General features: G+C 60.8%; 21 protein-coding genes, 1 tRNA gene and 1 pseudogene. 13 read left to right on the forward strand and 10 right to left on the reverse strand.

Features of this window, described 5'->3' with window-relative positions:
* Window positions 1–600: 600 nt before the first annotated feature.
* From NKJ93_RS24590 to NKJ93_RS24600, 3 genes are read left to right on the forward strand one after another with little or no spacing between them, the layout of a single operon-like run.
* Window positions 601–786, forward strand: coding sequence for a hypothetical protein (locus NKJ93_RS24590; RefSeq protein WP_023720306.1), 186 nt, complete (start codon window positions 601–603; stop codon window positions 784–786).
* A gap of 49 nt (window positions 787–835) precedes the next feature.
* A complete protein-coding gene (locus NKJ93_RS24595) occupies window positions 836–1087 on the forward strand; it encodes a hypothetical protein (protein ID WP_352482027.1) in 252 nt (83 codons plus the stop codon).
* A complete protein-coding gene (locus tag NKJ93_RS24600) occupies window positions 1084–1377 on the forward strand; it encodes a hypothetical protein (RefSeq protein WP_352482028.1) in 294 nt (97 codons plus the stop codon). Before NKJ93_RS24595 ends, NKJ93_RS24600 begins: the two co-directional genes overlap by 4 nt.
* Before the next feature lie 77 nt (window positions 1378–1454).
* Here the strand turns inward: NKJ93_RS24600 and NKJ93_RS24605 are convergent, their stop codons facing one another.
* The gene (locus NKJ93_RS24605) at window positions 1455–1922 is read right to left on the reverse strand and encodes a DUF995 domain-containing protein (RefSeq protein WP_156948081.1); all 468 of its coding nucleotides are present in this window, start codon (window positions 1920–1922) and stop codon (window positions 1455–1457) included.
* Between the two features lie 79 nt (window positions 1923–2001).
* Between NKJ93_RS24605 and NKJ93_RS24610 the strand changes: the two are divergent.
* Both NKJ93_RS24610 and NKJ93_RS24615 read left to right on the forward strand, forming a co-directional pair.
* Window positions 2002–2175 (forward strand): annotated as a pseudogene (locus NKJ93_RS24610) (recombinase zinc ribbon domain-containing protein); the annotation flags it as partial.
* A 61-nt stretch (window positions 2176–2236) separates the two neighbouring features.
* The gene (locus NKJ93_RS24615) at window positions 2237–2698 is read left to right on the forward strand and encodes a hypothetical protein (protein ID WP_023719289.1); all 462 of its coding nucleotides are present in this window, start codon (window positions 2237–2239) and stop codon (window positions 2696–2698) included.
* Between the two features lie 45 nt (window positions 2699–2743).
* On the opposite strand, the gene NKJ93_RS24620 is transcribed toward NKJ93_RS24615, so the two are convergent.
* From NKJ93_RS24620 to NKJ93_RS24635, 4 genes are all read right to left on the reverse strand, one after another.
* Entirely contained in the window at window positions 2744–2902 is a 159-nt protein-coding gene (locus NKJ93_RS24620; protein ID WP_352482029.1) for a hypothetical protein, read from the reverse strand.
* 143 nt (window positions 2903–3045) lie between these two features.
* Window positions 3046–6249: an efflux RND transporter permease subunit gene (locus tag NKJ93_RS24625; protein WP_352591652.1), complete on the reverse strand. Its 3204-nt coding sequence runs from the start codon at window positions 6247–6249 to the stop codon at window positions 3046–3048.
* Window positions 6246–7376 carry an efflux RND transporter periplasmic adaptor subunit gene (locus tag NKJ93_RS24630; protein WP_352482102.1) on the reverse strand — a complete coding sequence of 377 codons (1131 nt, stop codon included), beginning with the start codon at window positions 7374–7376 and terminating at the stop codon, window positions 6246–6248. Before NKJ93_RS24630 ends, NKJ93_RS24625 begins: the two co-directional genes overlap by 4 nt.
* Window positions 7377–7700: 324 nt before the next feature.
* On the reverse strand, window positions 7701–7835 hold the full coding sequence (locus NKJ93_RS24635; protein WP_352591775.1) for a DUF1194 domain-containing protein: 135 nt from the start codon (window positions 7833–7835) through the stop codon (window positions 7701–7703).
* A gap of 486 nt (window positions 7836–8321) precedes the next feature.
* Here NKJ93_RS24635 and NKJ93_RS24640 point away from each other — a divergent pair, with 486 nt between their 5' ends.
* Together NKJ93_RS24640 and NKJ93_RS24645 are read left to right on the forward strand one after the other, a co-directional pair.
* Complete coding sequence (locus NKJ93_RS24640) at window positions 8322–8504, forward strand: hypothetical protein (RefSeq protein ID WP_352591655.1); 183 nt, start codon at window positions 8322–8324, stop codon at window positions 8502–8504.
* 61 nt (window positions 8505–8565) lie between these two features.
* The gene (locus tag NKJ93_RS24645) at window positions 8566–9531 is read left to right on the forward strand and encodes a LuxR family transcriptional regulator (protein WP_502904410.1); all 966 of its coding nucleotides are present in this window, start codon (window positions 8566–8568) and stop codon (window positions 9529–9531) included.
* A gap of 181 nt (window positions 9532–9712) precedes the next feature.
* Here NKJ93_RS24645 and NKJ93_RS24650 read toward each other — a convergent pair whose 3' ends face one another.
* The gene (locus NKJ93_RS24650; protein WP_352591661.1) at window positions 9713–10528 is read right to left on the reverse strand and encodes a methyltransferase domain-containing protein; all 816 of its coding nucleotides are present in this window, start codon (window positions 10526–10528) and stop codon (window positions 9713–9715) included.
* A 210-nt stretch (window positions 10529–10738) separates the two neighbouring features.
* Between NKJ93_RS24650 and NKJ93_RS24655 the strand changes: the two genes are divergently transcribed.
* Together NKJ93_RS24655 and NKJ93_RS24660 are read left to right on the forward strand one after the other, a co-directional pair.
* Complete coding sequence (locus tag NKJ93_RS24655) at window positions 10739–11446, forward strand: DUF5343 domain-containing protein (RefSeq protein WP_352591664.1); 708 nt, start codon at window positions 10739–10741, stop codon at window positions 11444–11446.
* A complete protein-coding gene (locus NKJ93_RS24660) occupies window positions 11443–12039 on the forward strand; it encodes a Swt1 family HEPN domain-containing protein (protein WP_352591667.1) in 597 nt (198 codons plus the stop codon). Before NKJ93_RS24655 ends, NKJ93_RS24660 begins: the two co-directional genes overlap by 4 nt.
* Before the next feature lie 102 nt (window positions 12040–12141).
* On the opposite strand, the gene NKJ93_RS24665 is transcribed toward NKJ93_RS24660, so the two are convergent.
* A tRNA-Met gene (locus tag NKJ93_RS24665) sits at window positions 12142–12218 on the reverse strand.
* 236 nt (window positions 12219–12454) lie between these two features.
* On the opposite strand from NKJ93_RS24665, the gene NKJ93_RS24670 reads away from it, so the two are divergent.
* Window positions 12455–13414, forward strand: coding sequence for a Gfo/Idh/MocA family protein (locus NKJ93_RS24670; protein WP_352482033.1), 960 nt, complete (start codon window positions 12455–12457; stop codon window positions 13412–13414).
* Window positions 13415–13428: 14 nt separating this feature from the next.
* On the opposite strand, the gene mnmA is transcribed toward NKJ93_RS24670, so the two are convergent.
* Window positions 13429–14619: a tRNA 2-thiouridine(34) synthase MnmA gene (mnmA, locus tag NKJ93_RS24675; protein WP_023719279.1), complete on the reverse strand. Its 1191-nt coding sequence runs from the start codon at window positions 14617–14619 to the stop codon at window positions 13429–13431.
* A 260-nt stretch (window positions 14620–14879) separates the two neighbouring features.
* Here mnmA and sciP point away from each other — a divergent pair, with 260 nt between their 5' ends.
* Entirely contained in the window at window positions 14880–15155 is a 276-nt protein-coding gene (gene sciP / locus NKJ93_RS24680) for a CtrA inhibitor SciP (RefSeq protein ID WP_023679563.1), read from the forward strand.
* 65 nt (window positions 15156–15220) lie between these two features.
* Here the strand turns inward: sciP and NKJ93_RS24685 are convergent, their stop codons facing one another.
* Entirely contained in the window at window positions 15221–16138 is a 918-nt protein-coding gene (locus NKJ93_RS24685; protein ID WP_352591669.1) for an NADP-dependent oxidoreductase, read from the reverse strand.
* Between the two features lie 94 nt (window positions 16139–16232).
* Between NKJ93_RS24685 and NKJ93_RS24690 the strand changes: the two genes are divergently transcribed.
* Window positions 16233–16628 carry a winged helix-turn-helix transcriptional regulator gene (locus NKJ93_RS24690; protein ID WP_023719276.1) on the forward strand — a complete coding sequence of 132 codons (396 nt, stop codon included), beginning with the start codon at window positions 16233–16235 and terminating at the stop codon, window positions 16626–16628.
* A 62-nt stretch (window positions 16629–16690) separates the two neighbouring features.
* On the opposite strand, the gene NKJ93_RS24695 is transcribed toward NKJ93_RS24690, so the two are convergent.
* Entirely contained in the window at window positions 16691–17068 is a 378-nt protein-coding gene (locus tag NKJ93_RS24695; RefSeq protein ID WP_023719275.1) for a flagellar export protein FliJ, read from the reverse strand.
* A 450-nt stretch (window positions 17069–17518) separates the two neighbouring features.
* Here NKJ93_RS24695 and ctrA point away from each other — a divergent pair, with 450 nt between their 5' ends.
* Complete coding sequence (ctrA, locus tag NKJ93_RS24700) at window positions 17519–18214, forward strand: response regulator transcription factor CtrA (protein WP_006203583.1); 696 nt, start codon at window positions 17519–17521, stop codon at window positions 18212–18214.
* Window positions 18215–18301 lie beyond the last annotated feature (87 nt).

Below are 18301 nucleotides of genomic sequence, written 5' to 3' on the forward strand. Positions count from 1 at the left end.
TCACCACCGTGCCATGGCCGCTCGCCCTTCAGAGCAAGCGCCGTTCTCTCTCCAAAACTTTTTGCAGAACCTTCAGGACACTATCCTGATGCGCTCACCTCTCGACGTGAACGGTGCGCTGAGGCTTCTAACCAGGATTACACCTGCCGTAGCAGTAGGGAAGCTGAACGTCCGAAGTTGGCGCAATCGCGCAGTTCCCGAAACGAAAAGTCTGACCCGCAGACGACGAACGTCTGCCGCGACGTCAATGTCGGCTTTGCGGGGGCCTCGCCCTACGCCGGAATCCGTTTCGGCAACAAGGCACGAGCCCGGGATCCCAAACAACAACTGCAGAGGAGAGCGCTTTGATCCGGCGTTGCGTACAGGATCGAATGACGCAACGGATCGACAGCCGCACACTTGTGCCAGGAAGCGGATCGCCAGATTTGGCTCGAGAGCAGGCATTTCGGACTTTTGGGATAAGTCCGGTTCGGGGCATAGTTCATGCCGATGCTCGCGGGGCGCTTGAAGGTCTGGCTCTGACCTTCCGAGCCACGGAGCCGCAACTCCACTTTCGGCTACAGAACTGCTGGCCAACTCCAAGTTCAGATTCTGCCCAAAATGAGCGCCGCCAAGGAGAAGATGACCTTCGCCGATCTGGAGCCGCTGATCTGTGACGCGGACAACGTGGCCGACGTCTTGCTGACCATGCTGGAGGTCTTTTCCACAGTACCTGACGGGAATTTCGTTCTGACCCAAGCGAGGGGGAGCGCCTTTTCTTCATTGCCACCATTGCAGAGCAGATGACGCGGAAGGTTAAGAACGCCTACTACGAAACCCTCGGGGGCGCCGCCTCATGACCGCGCCTTCAGATGACCTCGACGACCTGCAATTCGATACTGGGAACCTGCACCACTTGCTCGAAGTGCTCTATGGCCAGACCATGGAACAGGAGTTCGAGCGCGACGGGAAGAGGGTCGCTTTGGCGGACCAAATAAGCGCGCTGGCCATGATCGCCCGCGACCTCGCCGAACGTCTGAACGAAGCGGCTGGAGCGTGTATCGACAACGCGATGGCCGACGCCAAGGCCAGAAAGGCGGCATCATGAGCGCCGTCCCGACCGTCGAACCGTTCTGCGTCTCTGACACGTTCGTCACTGGTGCCGGCCCACTCCAATTTATGGGCGACAATCTCAGGCTGACGCTGCATGTCCTGCAGCGCTCGACTTATGACGGCGGCACAGAAAATGCCGTGGTATCAAAGATTGTTGGAAGTCGCACCGATATGCTGAAAATCGCCGCCGCCATTCTCAGTGCTTGCAACTCCCGGTCAACGCCAGCGGACAGAGCGGTGGAAAACTTCATGGAGTTCCTTGAAGGGCCCGCTGGGCGCCACTGAACCGGCACCCAGACGGAACTGCTAAGCCGCCGCCTCACGGTGGCGGGCTTTTTCCTTGCGTGTTCCTGTCGCTTTTGTCACTCCCCGCCTGCAGCAGCGTATTTTTTCGCCACTAAATCTCCGTCCTTAAGCTTCTTAACGGTAGTGGTAACATACCCGCTCTTTAGATCCGGCTTTGATCCATCATAGTGGACAGACCAAAGGTCATATATCCTTTTTCCAGAACGCCAAAATTTGTTGCAGTCCCTGTAGATTTTTGGATCACCCTTTGGCTTATTCTTGGCGCACATCTCATTACCACTTACGCTCCAAGTGCCCTTAAAAGTTGCCGTTACCTTAGGTTTGCCAAAGATTCCTTTGGTTGTGCCGTCAGATGCATAGTAAATGCTAGAGACGTCATAAATACCGGTCTTGCCTGAATATATCGCCTTGACCTCGGCTGCGGTTAATTCGACCGCGTCCTTCGGCAGCTTGCCGGCCCATGCGGACGCACACACAAAACTAGTCAAAGCGCCGCCTAACAGAAAAATTGCAAATGCACGCATAAAGACCTCCCTCTCTTTGCCCAAGCAATGACTAATTTAGCATTTCCTCAGAGGAGAATCGAGGCAGGAAATCGCCGACGTGAGGCACTTGCGCTGGCACACCCCGCTGCGCTGCGGCGCCTGCGGGTCGGGCATGTCGGTCAAGGACAGGATGGGTCGCCTGACGCGCATCATGTGCACGCGCGCCAAGGAATCGCGCTCATGCACCAATGTCAGGCCCTATGCGCTCGATCATATCGAAGCGACGGTCATCGACGGGTTGCGCGCCAGGTTGAACGACAAGGCGCTGATCGACCACTATGTCGCTGCCTACAATGACGAGCATCAAAAGCTCTATTCGGGGCAGGGCGCCTCGCGAAAAGGCCGCCCAGCGGCTCGACGCCGCCAGGCGCGAATACGACCGCGTGCTGAACGCCTATGTCAAAGGCATGATTTCGGAAGCCGAAGCCGAGCAGCGCTTGCCAGTGCTACGCGAGGAGCGCCAGCACCTCGAGGCCGAGCTCGCCGTGCTGCCGCAGCCGCCGAAGGTCGTGACGCTGAAGCCGGCGCTTGTCGCCCGCTACATCCGCGATCTGGAAGCGCTCGCCGCCGCGATCGGAGAGAATGGCTTCGTCTCGGAAGAAGCCAAGAAGATCGTCCGCGACGTCGTGTCGACCGTGACAGTCTACCCGCCGAAGGCAGGCGAGCAGCCGTCGATCCTGATTGATGGATACCTGTCAAACATGGTCGACCAAGGCCTTGGCCACCTCGTCTCCGTTCGGGGGGAGCGATGGTAGCGGGAGAGCGCTACCGCCTTTCCCCAGACCCTATAATTTACCAGTTCAGGCTTCGTTGCTGCGGTTGAGTAGAGCCGTCTGCTGGGAATCAAATTCGGGGGTCAGCAGTCTAATCTCTTCGGTCGTGCCAGATATCTTAAACGAATCAAAATCCAGCGCTTTGGTCCGGTGTTGAAAGGCAGCTTCGCGCCTGATTTCGGTCATAGAGATCAGCTTCGCCGCGTCCTGAAAGCAGACATCGCAAGCGAGGACTCCGGAGGTCGCGGTTGTCGCGCAGATCGTGGCCGTTACCGCGCCGCCGATTTTCTGGAGTGATAAGCCGCGCCCGACGCGGCGAATTCGTAACCCTACTCGGCGGCCGTCTCCGATGGCGCCTCTGCCGGCCCCGAAGGCTCGGCCTCGGCACGGGGCTTGCGCCGTGAAAACAGCGACCTGAGCGTGACGTAGAACACCGGCGTCAGGAACAGGCCGACGAAGGTGACGCCGAGCATGCCGGAGAACACCGCGGTGCCCAGCGACTGGCGCATTTCTGCGCCCGGGCCCGTTGCGATCATCAGCGGCACGACGCCGAGGATGAACGAGAAAGCGGTCATCAGGATCGGCCGCAGCCTGAGCCGGCAGGCTTCGACGGCAGCCTCGGCGGCCGACAGGCCGCGTTCCTGCGCCTGGCGCGCGAATTCGACGATCAGGATCGCGTTCTTGGCGGCAAGCCCTATCAGCACGATGAGGCCGATCTGCACGAGGATGTTGTTGTCCAGCCCTCGGAAAGACACGCCGAGCAACGCCGCGAGCACGCCGAGCGGCACCACCAGCACAATGGCGAACGGCAGCACCCAGCTTTCATATTGCGCCGCCAGCGCCAGGAACACGAACAGCACCGACAGTCCGAAGATATAGACAGCGGCATTGCCGGTGTTGCGCTCCTGATAGGCGAGCTCGGTCCATTCATAGGAGGTACCGGCCGGCAGCGTCTTTGCCGTGATCCCTTCCATCAATGCCAGCGCGTCGCCCGTGGAAACGCCGGGCGCGGCGTTGCCCTGCAGCGGCACCGAGACGTACATGTTGTAGCGCTGGACCAGCGCCGGGCCGGTGACGTCGCGGATCTCGATCAACGTGCCGAGCGGAACCAGCGCGCCGGTCGCCGAGCGCACCTTCAGTTTCAAGATGTCGGCGCGATCGAGGCGGAACGCCTGGTCGGCCTGCGCCCGCACCTGGTAGACGCGCCCGAAAGCGTTGAAGTCGTTGACGTAGGCGGTGCCCAAATTGATCGACAGCGTCTCGAAGATGTTGGGGATCGGCACGTTCAGGATGCGCGCCTTGTCGCGATCGATCGCCAGGAAGAATTGCGGGCTCGACGCGGAGAACGTGGTGAACACGCCCGTCAGCCCCGGCGTCTTGTTGGCCATGCCGGCGATTTCGTTGGCAAGCGCCAGGATCTGCCGCATGTCGGCGCTGTTGCGCTCCTGGATCTGCAGCTTGAAGCCGCCGGCATTGCCGACGCCGCGGATCGGCGGCGGCGGCAGTGCGATAATGAAGGCTTCCTTGATGCTTTGCAGGCTGCCGAACAGATTGCCGATGACCTGGGTCGCCGACTGGCCGGCTTTCAGTCGCTCGTCAAACGGCTTGAACCTGGCGAAGATCACGCCCGCGTTGCTGGCGTTGGTGAAGGTCGCGCCGGAGAAGCCGGCGAAGGCGACTGCGTAGTCGACGCCTGGCGTTTTCTGGATGATCTGCGACGCCTGCTGGATGACCGCATCGGTCCTCGACAGCGAGGCGCCGTCCGGCAACTGGACGACGACGATCGCATAGCCCTGGTCGAGCGACGGAATGAAACCGCGCGGCACCGCCTGCACCATGTAGACCGTGGCGTAGATGAGGGCCGCGAAAACGGTCAGCATGGCGGCGATCGTTATCCACGACCCGACTAGCACGCGGATGATGCTCGAATACCAGTGGGCGACCCTGTCGAAGCCGCGATTGAAGCCGTCGGCGAGCGCCCGTCCGAACCGCGCCAGGAAAAAGCGCGGCGGCGCCGCCGCAGCGTGATGCGGCTTGAACAGCAGTGCCGCCAGCGCCGGCGAAAGCGTCAGCGAATTGAATGCCGAGATCGCCGTCGACACCGCGATGGTGATCGCAAACTGCAGGTAGAACTGCCCAGAAATGCCGGGGATGAAGGCTGTCGGTACGAACACGGCTATCAGCACCAGCGAGATCGCGATGACCGCCGTTCCGACTTCGTCCATGGTCAGGTGCGACGCCGGATTGGGCGCCAGCCCTCTGGCGATATTGCGCTCGACGTTCTCGACCACGACGATCGCATCGTCGACGACGATGCCGATCGCCAGAACGAGGCCGAACAGCGTCAGCATGTTGAGCGAGAAGCCGGCGGCGTAAAGCACCGCCAGCGTGCCGATCAGCGACACGGGGATCGCCACGATCGGCACGATCGCCATGCGCCACGATTGCAGGAAGACGATGATGACGATGATGACCAGCAGCATCGCCTCGAGGATTGTCTTGTATACCTCCTGGATCGACTCGGCGACGAACTCGGTCGGATTGTAGACGATGTCGTAGCTCAACCCCTTCGGGAAGTCGCGGGAAAGCTCCTTCATCTTGTCCTGGATCTCCGCGGCTGCGGCGAGCGCATTGGTGCTCGGCCGCTGGAAGATGGCGAGCGCCACGGCCGGTTTGCCGTTGAGATAGGAGTTGGTGACGTAATCCTTGGCGCCGAGCTCGATGCGCGCCACGTCCTGCAGCGAGATCAGACGGCCGTCGTCGGTCGATTTGACGATCACGTATCGGAAGTCGCGTGCGTCGTTGAAGCGGCCTTGCGTGGTGACCGTGTACTGGAACGCCGTGCCGGTGCTGGTCGGCGGCGCGCCGATCGAGCCACCCGACACCTGGACGTTCTGGTCGCGCAGCGCCTGCACCACATCGCCCGAGGTCATCCCCAGGGCGGACAGTTTTTCCGGATCGAGCCAGATGCGCAGCGAATATTCGCGTTCGCCGAAGATGATGAGGTCGCCGACGCCGTCGAGTCTGAGCAGTATGTCGCGCACCCGCGAGCGGGCGTAGTTCGAGACGTAGAGCTGGTCGTAGGTATTGTCGGGCGACAGCATGTGCACGACCATCATCAGGTCGGGCGAGGTCTTGGTGGTGGTGATGCCGAGGCGGCGGACTTCTTCGGGCAGGCGCGGCTCGGCGACCGACACGCGGTTCTGCACCAGCACCTGCGCCTGGTCGAGATCGGTGCCCAGCTTGAAGGTGATGGTCAGCGCCATCGCCCCGTCGCCCGATGAATAGGACGACATGTAGAGCATGCCCTCGACGCCGTTGATCTCCTGCTCGATCGGCGTTGCCACCGTCGCTGCGACCGTCTCGGCGTCGGCGCCCGGATACTGCGCGCGAACGACGATGGTCGGCGGCGCGATCTCGGGATATTGCGCGACCGGGAGCTGGGTATAAGCAATCCCGCCGAGGATCAGCAGGACGATCGAAACGACCGATGCGAAGATCGGACGGTCGACGAAGAAATGTGCGAACCTCATTGCTGCAACTCGGCGGTCTCGGCCTTGGGCGGCAACGTCACCATCTCGACCTTCACCTTGGTGCCGGGCCTGGCGTGCATCAGCCCGTTGACGATGATCGTCTCGTCGCCGGTCAGGCCCGCGCGGATCACCCGGTAGCCGTCGAGAAGCGGGCCGGTGCGCACAGGCTTGGCCGACACCATCCCGGCCTCATCCACCAGGAACACGATGCGGCGATCCTGATCGGCGCCGATCGCCTTGTCGGGCACCAGCACGCCGCTATGCGGCAGCGACCCCGGCACGTTGATGCGCCCAAACATGCCTGGCTGGAGAATGCCGTCGGCGTTGGGAAAACTTGCACGCACCCGCATGGTGCCGGTCGCGTTGTCGATCCGGTTCTCGGCAAAATCGAGCTTGCCTTTGAATACCGCCTCCGCGCGGTCGGCGACGCGAACCACCACCTCGAGCCCGCCGGCGCCTTCCTGCATGCTGCCGCCACGCTCCTTCGCGTCGCGGGCGTAGCTGAAATACAGGCGCTCATCGACGTCGAAATAGAAGTCGATCGGATCGCGCGTAACGATGGTCGTCAGCAAGGTAGAATCCGGCTGCACGAGGTTGCCGACCGACACCAGCCGGCGGTCGATGCGGCCGGACAAGGGCGCCTTGATCTCGGTGAATTCCATGTTCAGGCTGGCCGTCGTCAGCGCAGCCGTCGCGCCCTGCATCTGCGCCTGCGCCGAAAGGTATTCCCGCCGGCGGTCGTCGACCGTCGCGGTTGAGATATTGCCGGTCTTGGCGAGTTCGTCGGCGCGATCCAGCTGCATCTTGGAGAATTCGAGCAGACTCTTGGCGACGTCCACTTGCGATTTGGCGGCATCATAAGCCGCCTGGTACGGACGCTGGTCGATGGTGAAGAGCAGGTCGCCCTTGTTGACCAGTGCGCCGTCCTGGAAGCTGACCTTGTCCAGATAGCCGCTGACGCGCGAACGGATGGCGACCTGGTCGACGGCTTCGAAGCGCCCGACGAACTCGTCGTCCTCGACGATTTCACGGACCACCGGCTTGGCCGCCGTCACCGCGGGAAGCTGCTGGTCCTGCGCAAACGCAGTGCTGCTGAAAGCCATGCCGAGCAGGAATGCCGTCGACATGGCGGCGCGGGCAAGCCAGCCGGCCGATCGACGGGGTCGCCCGCCCGCGTCGCGATGCAATTGCCCATTCTCTGGGGTGTCCATTTGCGTCCTCGCTCGCTGGACCGGAGGTCGGTTGATCCGCTTCTACGCTCAGGCTTCTCGTCGAGATCAGAGCACTGCAGTGTTGTGCATGGCAACATGATCATTTTCCATGTGGGCTGAAATGTCCACCCTGTGGCTGCCCCGCCACCGGGCTAAAAGTCAGTCGCGAATTAAGGGATTCAGGATTCCTTTGATGGACGGCCTATGATTCATATTGGTCGAAGGAGACCGATATGGGCATTACCACGCCGGCCGGATTCTAATGGACTGCAACACTTCGGCATCGAGCAGTGCGTTGACATATCCCTCCCGCTGCAGCCGTTGTTCCGTCTCGCTCGTTGAAGACGATACATCGACAAAGAACCAGTTCGAGATCCACCGAGGAAACCTGCTCCGCCGTGGCCGACAGCGACGTTGTCAGGCTCACCGCCAGAGCGACTAGCACCCGTTCGGGTTTTCTCCGACCGGCGAAGCATGGAATGAAGGACATCATCTCGGCGCGTCCATCCAGTTGGTCAAACGGGAGGATGCTGCGGCGGCAATTGTACTCGGCGTCAGCCGCGAAACCGCGCGCACCCAGCTCAAACAGGTATTCGCCAGCGGAATGGCACCTTCTGGCTAGTTGGTCCCGTCCGCTTCCGGCCCCAATTGCCCGTCAGCAAAGCGCCAAAAGCGGACCTTGGCCATCGGAAGCGCCCTCAAGCAATAGCGCCATGGTCATCCGGTGAGCAGGCAACGCCTGTTGCCATTGCGTTTGTGCCTCCCTCCACACCGGGGCTCTGTGGTCCGCGCGCATGACAAAACGGCACGCTCGTCCGTGCCAGTGTGCCAGCGATGTAAGCGCCAGCACCGGAGGCAGTCATGGACATTTACAGTCTCGTCGCAGCGAACCTTCATTCAGGGGCCCGTCCCGCGCTGAAGGATGCCAAGTCTGAAGACCGCTACTACTCGGATCATGTCGCCTTGCCGCGATTGGGCCCCGGGCTGCTCGGGTCAATCGCCGTCTGCGCCTTGCTGATCCTTGTAGGCATGCCTCCGAGCTGAGGCCATGCCGCGAGAGATTGGCCGTGATATGCTGCCACGCGACGTTGCCGGAGAGCGGGTGATGGACAATAGCGAGGCCGATAAGGCCGCAGTCGTGGCGGTGATCCGCGCCGAGACCGAAGCCTGGCTGCAGCGGGATTTCGAGGCATTGGCGAGCCACTGGGTGCAGTCGCCGCAGACCCGGCGAATGGAGGCCTTTGCCTCACTCGGCGTTCGGGTCGACGAAGGCTGGGACGTTATCGCCGCCCGGCTCAAGAAGATCGTGGAGCGGTTCCCCGACAAGCACGCCTTCGAAGAGCGCGTGCGCTGGGAGAAGGTCAACATCGTCGTCGACGGAAACGTGGCCTGGATGACTTTCGACCAGATCGGCAGTGATACGGGCGAAGACCGCAAACGTCAGCTCCGGATTCTTCACCGGATCGGCGGCGACTGGAAGATCGGTTGCATGGTGATGATGGAGAGCAGCGTCGAGGAAGCGAATAGCCCGCTGATCGAGGTCGACGCAGACGCCCGAATACTCTGGACGAACCGGCTGGCACGCGAGCGGATAGCGGGCCACCCGGGCCTGGTCAACGCCGCCGGTCGCTTGCGTGTCCGGCGACACGAGCGTAATCTGGGACTTCGCGACGCGGTGCGCCTGGCGTTCCGCGAGTTGCAGAGCCAGAGACCCCTGAACATATCGCCGAAACAGGCCTGGGCAGTGGCGCTTGGTGAGGACGCGGCGGGGGTGCCGCTGCATTGCTGGGTTCTGCTTGAGGACGGCAAGGTACTGGTGTCATTCGACGATGCCGCGACGGTCGCACGCCGGATCACTGGAGCGCAGGAAGTCTACGGACTCTCGCCGGCCCAGGTCAGGCTTGCCCGCCTGATTGTCGATGGTCACGATCTAGCGGCCGCCGCCGATCTGCTCGCAGTCAGCGTCAACACCCTGCGGACCCAGCTGCAGCGGATCTTCGACAAGACAGGAGTGCGCAGCCAGGCCGCATTGGTTCGTTCACTGCTTAGCGCTGAGGCGCCTAACAAGTAGCACCGCCCCGCCCCAATGCCCTGCTCATGCCGCTCGCCCCCAGGCGGGTGAAGGGAAGTGAACCCTCGTCGTAAGCGTGAGAACTTGAGTGCACTGCCGGCATGAGTCTGCTTTTTGGGCCAGGAGCAGCCCTTCTGAACGGTCCGCTTCGCGCCAAGAAGCGGCCATCTAGGCCTGACGATCAAACGGCTCGGCGGGCCACATAGAGGATGGTCGTCATGTTTCGAGTAACACGCCCGCCAAATTCGTCTTGCGCAATGCGCCCGATCTCGGCAATCACGCGCTCCCGATCAGCACGGAGCGTTACGTTGGAGTAGCTCGAATAGAGCGGCATCGTCTGATCTGAATCGAGTTCTATCTGCCAGGTGCTTGCCTGAACGTCGATCATGTCAAACGCTTGCGTCGCTTCTAAAGCGGCCAAGCGCGCGACCTTATCAGCACCGAACTCAAGATTGGATGAGCCGCTGTTTGACGGGTTCACCGGACCATTAGAAAGAAGGACCTTCGTTGCTTCGTGGAATGGATCGTCGCGGTCAGGGTCGCCAAAGATGTTCCAGAATGGCGCCCACCACCCACCTACTCGAAGGGCATCAACGATCCTTTGCAGTGCATCAGCTTCGTCGACCCAGTGAAACGCGGTTGCACTTGTCCCGAGGTCAAATGATGAACTCGCAAGTACAGCATCTTCAAAGGCGCTGTTGACGACGCGAAGTGCCGGTGATCCTGCCTTCTCTTCGAGAAAGCCTGCGAGGCGAGCATCCGGCTCTACGAAAATCTGATCATTTCGAAGACTTCGCCCGAGCTCGATGCGGAGCTTGAAGACCTCAAAATTGCCGAGACGCACCTCAGCATTGCGGTCGACACTTTCGCCCGCGAAGCCGAACGGATGCGCGATGTCGAAGCGGAAGGCCGCGCCTTTGAGGACGCCAAGGCGATGACTGAAGCCACCGCCGCTTTCGAGAAGGCACTGAGGACGCCGGCGCAAACATAGCGTCACGTGCGCTCCACAGGGGGTCGCGCGTACGCGGGGGAAGCGCCTCCATACACGCTCCCCAGCCTATCTCTGTGCAGGACGCGCTCTTTGCGCGGCTAGGAGCCAAAGCACTGGGTACAGTCCCGCGCTCCTCTACGGCCTTCCCTTGCCTTTGCAATAGAAAACTGTCCAAACTGCAATTGCCAAGTAAAATTCGATCGAGGGAGGGGGACCATGGCCATAGAAGCGACTAAACCACCTGAGGTAAAAGCAGCAGTTTCCTCTGACTTAGAAACTGCAAGCCGCGAGAAAGCGGTGCGGCGCAAAATTCCGGGGAACTTCCCTTATACGTCAAGTCCTGGCGTCCTTCGGAAAGTGCTCGAAAAAATCCCCGTCTCTGAGAAGCCATCTGTTTTCACCACGGACTTCCTTGGAACGGTCATGGGGGCAACCGGCGGAGCGGCAAGGCCAATAATACCCATCATGAAAGCTGTCGGCCTACTAAGCCAGAGTGGTTCCCCAACTGAACTTTATTCTCAATTCCAAACTGGCGGCGGCCGAGCGAACGCCGCCGCGCAGGCATTGCGCAATGGCTTTCCAGAGATATTCAAAAGGAACACCTTTGCTCACAAGGCGGAAGAATCCGCCATTGTTGATTTGATCGTCGCCGTAACTGGTCTCCCAAAAAGTGATGCCATCGTACGCTACATACTCCTGACATTTCAGGCTTTACAGGACTATGCCAAGAATGCCTCTGAAGCTAAGTCAGCTGAAGCAGACGTACGCCAAGAGGCGCCAGCAGCGAATGGTGCCGAAGTTTCTAAAGACAAGAGCCAAGGAATCAATTTAGTTTACAACATAAATGTTGTTCTGCCGGAAACTACTAATGTTGAAGTATTCAACGCAATATTCAAAAGCTTGAAGGGAAATCTTCTAACGTGAGTTCTGATCATACAGTCGAGCTATTCGTGATAAAATGTGCAGTCATTGAGGCTGGATTGCGCGCGACGCTATCGGAATTTCCCGATACAAATGCGGCCGCGCGAGGAGAGTTTTTCGACGAGCGAATCGAACCTTACATTCGGCAATTCGCGTTGGAAAATCGCAGCAACGCAGGAAAGATGGCCAGATACTATGAAATATTCTACATGCTTGAAAACGATATCCGTCGTTTGATCAGCGAAACTCTAGAAGCTGCCCATGGGCCGCGCTGGTGGGATTCTCATGTCTCACCTACGGTTAAACAAGAGGCTCAGACCAACCAGAGCCGCGAAGCCAAAGCCGGAGTTACGGCGCGATCGGACGACGAAATCGACTACACGACATTTGGTCAGTTGGGGGATATCATTCGTGACAATTGGTCTGATTTTGCGGGAATGCTGAGCAACGCGTCAGCCATGGGTCGGGTGCTTTCGAGCCTTAACACGCTTCGGGGCACTATCGCTCATTGCGGACTTTTAGCAGAAGACGAGGTCGACAGACTAAAGCTGGCTATACGCGACTGGTTTCGCGTCCTTGAGGGGCCGAAATCGTAGGAAAATTGGTTCGATCGTCGTTACCCCGAGCGTACCCCGGCGACACAAATGTAAAACCCGCCATCCGACGGGTCTAAATTATCAAGCGATTTCAGAGAGTTGTGGTAGCGGGAGAGGGACTTGAACCCCCGACCCCAGGATTATGATTCCCGTGCTCTAACCAACTGAGCTACCCCGCCAGGGCGGCGAAGGCCCGAAATCCAGCTTAAATCGGCAGGCATATCGGCGCGTTCGCCAAGGTCGCGCGGATATAAGGTTGCGAGGCCAAGCCTGTCAAGCATCGAAGTGGCTGCCGCGCCGGCATATTGCTGGCGCCTAAAGCTTTGCCGGGCAGACATTTGGGCGCACAGGCCGGGGTTGAGTTCGGCGAGGCACGTCGCTATGTCTCGCCCACGAAAGCCATGGTCAGAAATTGATGAAACCGCGCATTGCAGTCCTGGGTTGCGGATACTGGGGAAGCAACCACATCCGCACCCTCAAGGCGCTCGGCGCGCTGCACGCGGTTTCGGACGTCAACCCTGCGCGTGCGGAAGGTTTTGCCAGCGAGCAGGATTGCCTGGCGATCGAGCCGGAGGCGCTGTTTGCCCGCGACGATGTCGACGCCATTGTCATGGCGCTGCCGCCGCAGTTCCATGCCGACATGGCGGTGCGCGCCGTGCTCGGCGGCAAGGACGTGCTGGTGGAGAAGCCGATCGCGCTGACGGTGCCCGACGCCGAGCGCTCGGTGCAGGCTGCCGCCGACAATGGCCGTGTCTTCATGGTCGGCCATGTGCTGCGCTTCCATCCCGCATTCGAGACGCTGAAGGCGCTGATCGACAATGGCGAGCTCGGCGAGGTCCGCTACATCCATTCGCACCGGCTCGGCCTCGGCAAGTTCCACACCGAAAACGATGCGTTGTGGGATCTGGCGCCGCACGATCTGTCGATGATCCTGGCCATCACCGGCACCGAGCCGGTCGAGGTGCGCGGCGAAGGCGCTGCCCTTCTCGACAATCTCAGCGACTTTGCGCATCTGCACATGCGCTTTCCCAACGGCCTGCGCGGCCATCTGTTCGCCTCGCGGCTCAACCCTTACCGGGAACGGCGGCTGACCGTGGTCGGCACCAAGGCGATGGCGGTGTTCGACGATGTCGAGCCGTGGGAGCGCAAGCTTGCCGTCTACCGCCACGCGGTGTGGCAGGACAGCGGCCAATGGGCGTTCACCGCCAACGAGCCGTCCTATGTGGCGGTCGGCGAGGGCATGCCGCTGACGCGCGAGCTGGAGCATTTCATCCACTGCATCGAGACGCGGGCCGAACCGCGCACCAGCGGCGAGGAAGCCATCCGAGTGCTGCGCATCCTGACCGCCGGCACCGTCGCCCACACCAGGCCCTAAGCGAAAAACGCCGTCTATTCGGCGGGAACCCGCGCCGGCTGGACGGCAAGCCGCGTCAGCATCGCCTCGGCTTCGGCGCCGCGCTCGGAGCGCTCGATGAAGCCGCCGCCGAACACGCGCGCCTCGTTGCCGTCGTCGGAATAGAGCACGCAGGCCTGACCGGGCGCGATGCCGGACTCGCCGTCGACCAGCTCCACCGAAGTGACGCCCGCGCGGTGATGCAGCACGGCCGGGCGCGGCGGCCGCGTCGAGCGCACCTTGGCGAAAAGCTCGAGCCCGGCCGCCAGGATCTCGGTCAGCGGGCCATCGCCCAGCCAGTTCATGTTGCGCAAGAAGATCTTGTGGGTTTCCAGCGCCTCGCGCGGGCCGACGACGACGCGGGCCCGGTCGGCGTCGAGATGGACGACGTAGAGCGGCTCGCCGGAGGCGATGCCGATGCCGCGGCGCTGACCGACGGTGTAGCGCAAAATGCCTTCGTGGCGGCCAAGCACGCGCCCGTCTATATGGACGATGTCGCCCGGATTGGCGGCAGCCGGCTTCAGCTTGGCGATGATGTCGGAATATTTGCCCTGCGGCACGAAACAGATGTCCTGGCTGTCCTGCTTGGCGGCGACCGTCAGTCCCATCTCCTCGGCGATGGCGCGAACCTCAGGCTTCGACAGGCCGCCGAGCGGAAAACGCAGATAGTCGATCTGCGCCTGGGTGGTGGCGAACAGGAAGTAGCTCTGGTCGCGGTCGGCGTCGACCGGCCGGTAAAGCGCGCGGTGGGCGCCATTGGCGCCGGAACGGATGTAGTGACCGGTGGCCAGCGCGTCGGCGCCGAGTTCCTTGGCGGTCGCGAGAAGATCGGCGAATTTCACCGTCTGATTGCAGGAGACGCAAGGGATCGGCGTTTCGCCGGCGACATAGCTCTCGGCGAACGGGTCAATCACCGCCTTGCGGAAGCGCTCCTCGTAATCGAGCACGTAATGCGGGATGGCGAGCGTCTCGGAGACGCGGCGGGCATCGTCGATGTCCTGGCCGGCGCAGCATGAGCCGGCCCGGTGCGTTGCCGCGCCGTGGTCGTAAAGCTGCAGCGTGACGCCGACGACGTCGTAGCCCTCGTGCTTTAAGAGACCGGCAACAACCGACGAATCGACACCGCCCGACATGGCGACGACGACACGGGTGTTTTCGGGGCGTCCGGGAAGATCGAGGCTGTTCATGGTTCTTTCGTTCTGCGCGGCGCTTCAATGCCAATGGCCGGAATATAGGTCAAGCGTCCCGGCCGCGCCAGCTTTGCAGGCCGGCTCATTTTTCCAGCCGGGTTCAATGCGCGTGCCGGCAGATATCTCAAATGCCGATGAAAAGACTAACGCGGCGTTCATGATCCTTACCTATCCATTAGGGTCTGCTTAGCCAAATTTTAAAGCTGTGGCGGTAATGTGGTGGGGATTGGGTCTTTGAGTTTTTTGTAGAGAGTACGATGACCGATCTAATTAGACCGCGAGTCAAATACGTTATCGGGCCTGACGGCAGCCCACTTACCATCGCCGATCTGCCGCCGACGAACACACGTCGCTGGGTTATCCGGCGCAAGGCGGAAGTGGTGGCGGCGGTGCGTGGCGGGCTTTTGAGCCTGGAAGAGGCGTGCCAGCGCTACAAGCTCACCACCGAGGAATTCCTGTCCTGGCAGGCGTCGATCGACGAATACGGCCTTGCCGGGCTGCGCACCACGCGCATCCAGCAATACCGGCATTAGTCCGATAAGGGCGCTGATCCGCGCCCTTAAAGTTTGCCGGAGCGACGATCTGGGATTTCAGACCGTCAGCACCACCTTGCCGATCGGCCTGGTGGCGAGAAAGGCATGGGCGGCACCGGCCTGTTCGAGCGGAAACGCCTTTGCCACGTGGACGGCCAGCTTTTCGCGTCGATCAATTTGCCGAGTTCCACCAGAGCGGCACGGTCGGGCACCACGGACATGCGCTCGACGCGGATGCCTTGCGTCCTGGCCTTTGCCTTGGTGGCATCGCTGACATCGAGCAGCGACACCAGAACACCGCCGGCCTTGAGCACTTTTAGCGATTGCTCCGCATGCTCGCCGCCGAACGGCTCCAGAACGAGATCGATGTCGCGAGCCTTTCCGGTGAAATCATCCTCTGTGTAGTCGATCACCTCGTCGGCGCCGAGCGAGCGGACGAAATCGAGCTTTTCCGGGCTGGCGGTCGCGACGACGTAAGCACCGCGCGCCTTGGCGATCTGCACCGCCAGATGGCCGACGCCGCCGGCTCCGGCGTGGATCAGCACGCGCTGGCCAGGATTGAACCGGCCATGGCGGACAAGGCCTTGCCAGGCCGTCAGGCCGGCCAGCGGCAGCGCGGCGGCTTGGGCGTGGTCTATGCCTTCAGGTTTCGGCGCAAGCTCATCAGCCGGGACAGTGGCGAGTTCGGCGTAAGCTGCCGCCTGTTTGGGAAAGCGCGACATGCCAAAGACGGCATCGCCGACCTTAAGGCCGGACAGGCCGGAGCCCAGCGCCTCGACAGTTCCCGAAACGTCCCAACCAAGGATGAAGGGCGGCTCGCCAAGCAGCGGATAGTGGCCGCCGCGCACTGCGCCGTCGACCGGATTGATGCCGGCCGCCTCGATGCGGACCAGCACTTCGCCGGCCTCGGGTGATGGCGCGGGACGATCGGCAATGACGAGGACGTTGGGTGCGCCGAAGGAATTCTGGATAATGGCACGCATGGGAGGCTCTCTCCTGCTGGTTTGATATGCCACTATCATTTGGATAGTAATATTCTCTTGTCTAGTATGTACCTTTTTGATATATACGCACCTCATGGATAGCGAAGATTGTTTCCCTTCCGGTTATGACGCGTTCCGACGGACGTGCCCCTCGCACGCGGTGCTTGAGACGCTCGCCAGCAAATGGGTCCACCTGGTGATTTGTGCGTTGCGCCGGGGCCGGCTCCGCAACGGCGAATTGGCGCGCAAGCTCGAAGGCATCACCCCGAAAATGCTGACGCAGACGCTGCGTATCCTGGAACGCGACGGCCTGGTGCGGCGCGAGGTGTTCCCGGTCATTCCCCCGCGGGTCGAATACGAGCTGACCGAACTTGGCCAGAACCTGGCAGGACTGCTCAATCAGATCAGGGCCTGGTCGGAGCAGCATGTGCCCGACATCAAGGACGCCCGCGCGCGGGCGGCCGAACAGCAAGAAGATCTGGATGCCTGAGGCCGGCACCGTTCGGTGCACAGCAATAGCGCTCAAGCGCGACGCGCGTTAAAGCCTTGTTTTCAGCCGATCATGGCGCTGCGGCCGCCGGCTTCCGTGTCGCGCGCCTTGGTGTCGCGCGATTCGAGCATCTCGGCCTTGGAAAGCTCCGCTTCGGCTTCGCTCAGCAATGATTCGGCGACATTTCGCTGCTGGGCGAGGTCGCTTTGCGAATTTCTGAGGTTGTCGCGGCGCAGGCGTGCCGCCTTGGCGAAGGTCGGATAGGCAAAATGATTGATGTCGGTGATGCCGGCCTTCTTCTCTTCGGCCGCGATCTGAAGTTCCAGCTCGACGGCCATGCGCTCGAACTCGGCGATCATCATGTCGAGCTGCAGCAGCTGCCGCCGCTTCTCGCTCACCTGAAATTGCTTCAGCCGAACGAGGTTTTCACGTGACTTCATGATTCGGTACTCCCGGAAACGCACACCTGCACATATCGTCCAATTCACCCGGCAAGGCCCAGGCTTCACCCGTTTCCACCGGCTTTCCCGGAACTATGGGAAACAAACTCCTAAAGTTTTTTGCCGGCGGTAACCATTCGTTTACGGGCATTGTTAATCATACGGCTCAGGACTTAAGGGCGGGTAAAAATTCTGCTACTCGTCGCGAAACCCGGCCAACGAGTCCGAAGAGTCACTTAGTCTGGCTTATTAATGTGCTGCATTAATGGTTTGGGTCTGTGATTCATTATTGGATTCAACAAGGTGTAGAAAGGGGTTAAAAAATCTGATACCGTCATGGACGGGGAATTAGGTTTTATTAACCATTCGATGGCAGCCTCTGCTCAGGCAATCACTGCTCCGGTCCTGGACGGGTCGTGAAATGGTCCGGCAGCAGAAAAGGGGAATGAAATGCGCGTTCTGCTGATAGAAGACGACAGTGCAACCGCACAAAGCATCGAGCTGATGCTGAAATCGGAAAGTTTCAATGTCTATACGACCGACCTTGGTGAAGAGGGTGTCGATCTAGGCAAGCTTTACGATTACGACATCATTCTCCTCGACCTCAATCTCCCCGACATGTCGGGTTATGAAGTTTTGAGGACACTTCGCCTGTCCAAGGTGAAGACGCCGATCCTCATCCTCTCCGGCATGGCCGGTATCGAGGACAAGGTGCGCGGCCTCGGCTTCGGCGCCGACGATTACATGACCAAGCCCTTCCACAAGGACGAACTGGTCGCCCGCATCCATGCCATCGTGCGGCGTTCCAAGGGCCATGCCCAGTCGGTCATCACCACCGGCGACCTGGTGGTCAATCTCGATGCCAAGACCGTTGAAGTCGGTGGCCAGCGCGTGCATCTGACCGGCAAGGAATATCAGATGCTGGAGCTGCTCTCGCTGCGCAAGGGTACCACGCTGACCAAGGAAATGTTCCTCAACCATCTCTATGGCGGCATGGACGAACCGGAGCTGAAGATCATCGACGTCTTCATCTGCAAGCTGCGCAAGAAGCTCGACGCCGCGTCGGGCGGGCAGAATTACATCGAGACCGTCTGGGGCCGCGGCTATGTGCTGCGTGAGCCGGAAGATATCCGCGTCAGCGCCTGATCCCGAAAAGTGGATGCCGGTTTTCGGAAAAGAACACAGTAAAACAATAAGATAGAGCCTCATCCCGATTTCATCGGAATGGAACGA

This window comes from Mesorhizobium sp. M0028 (assembly GCF_040323855.1).
Taxonomy (GTDB): Bacteria; Pseudomonadota; Alphaproteobacteria; order Rhizobiales; family Rhizobiaceae; genus Mesorhizobium.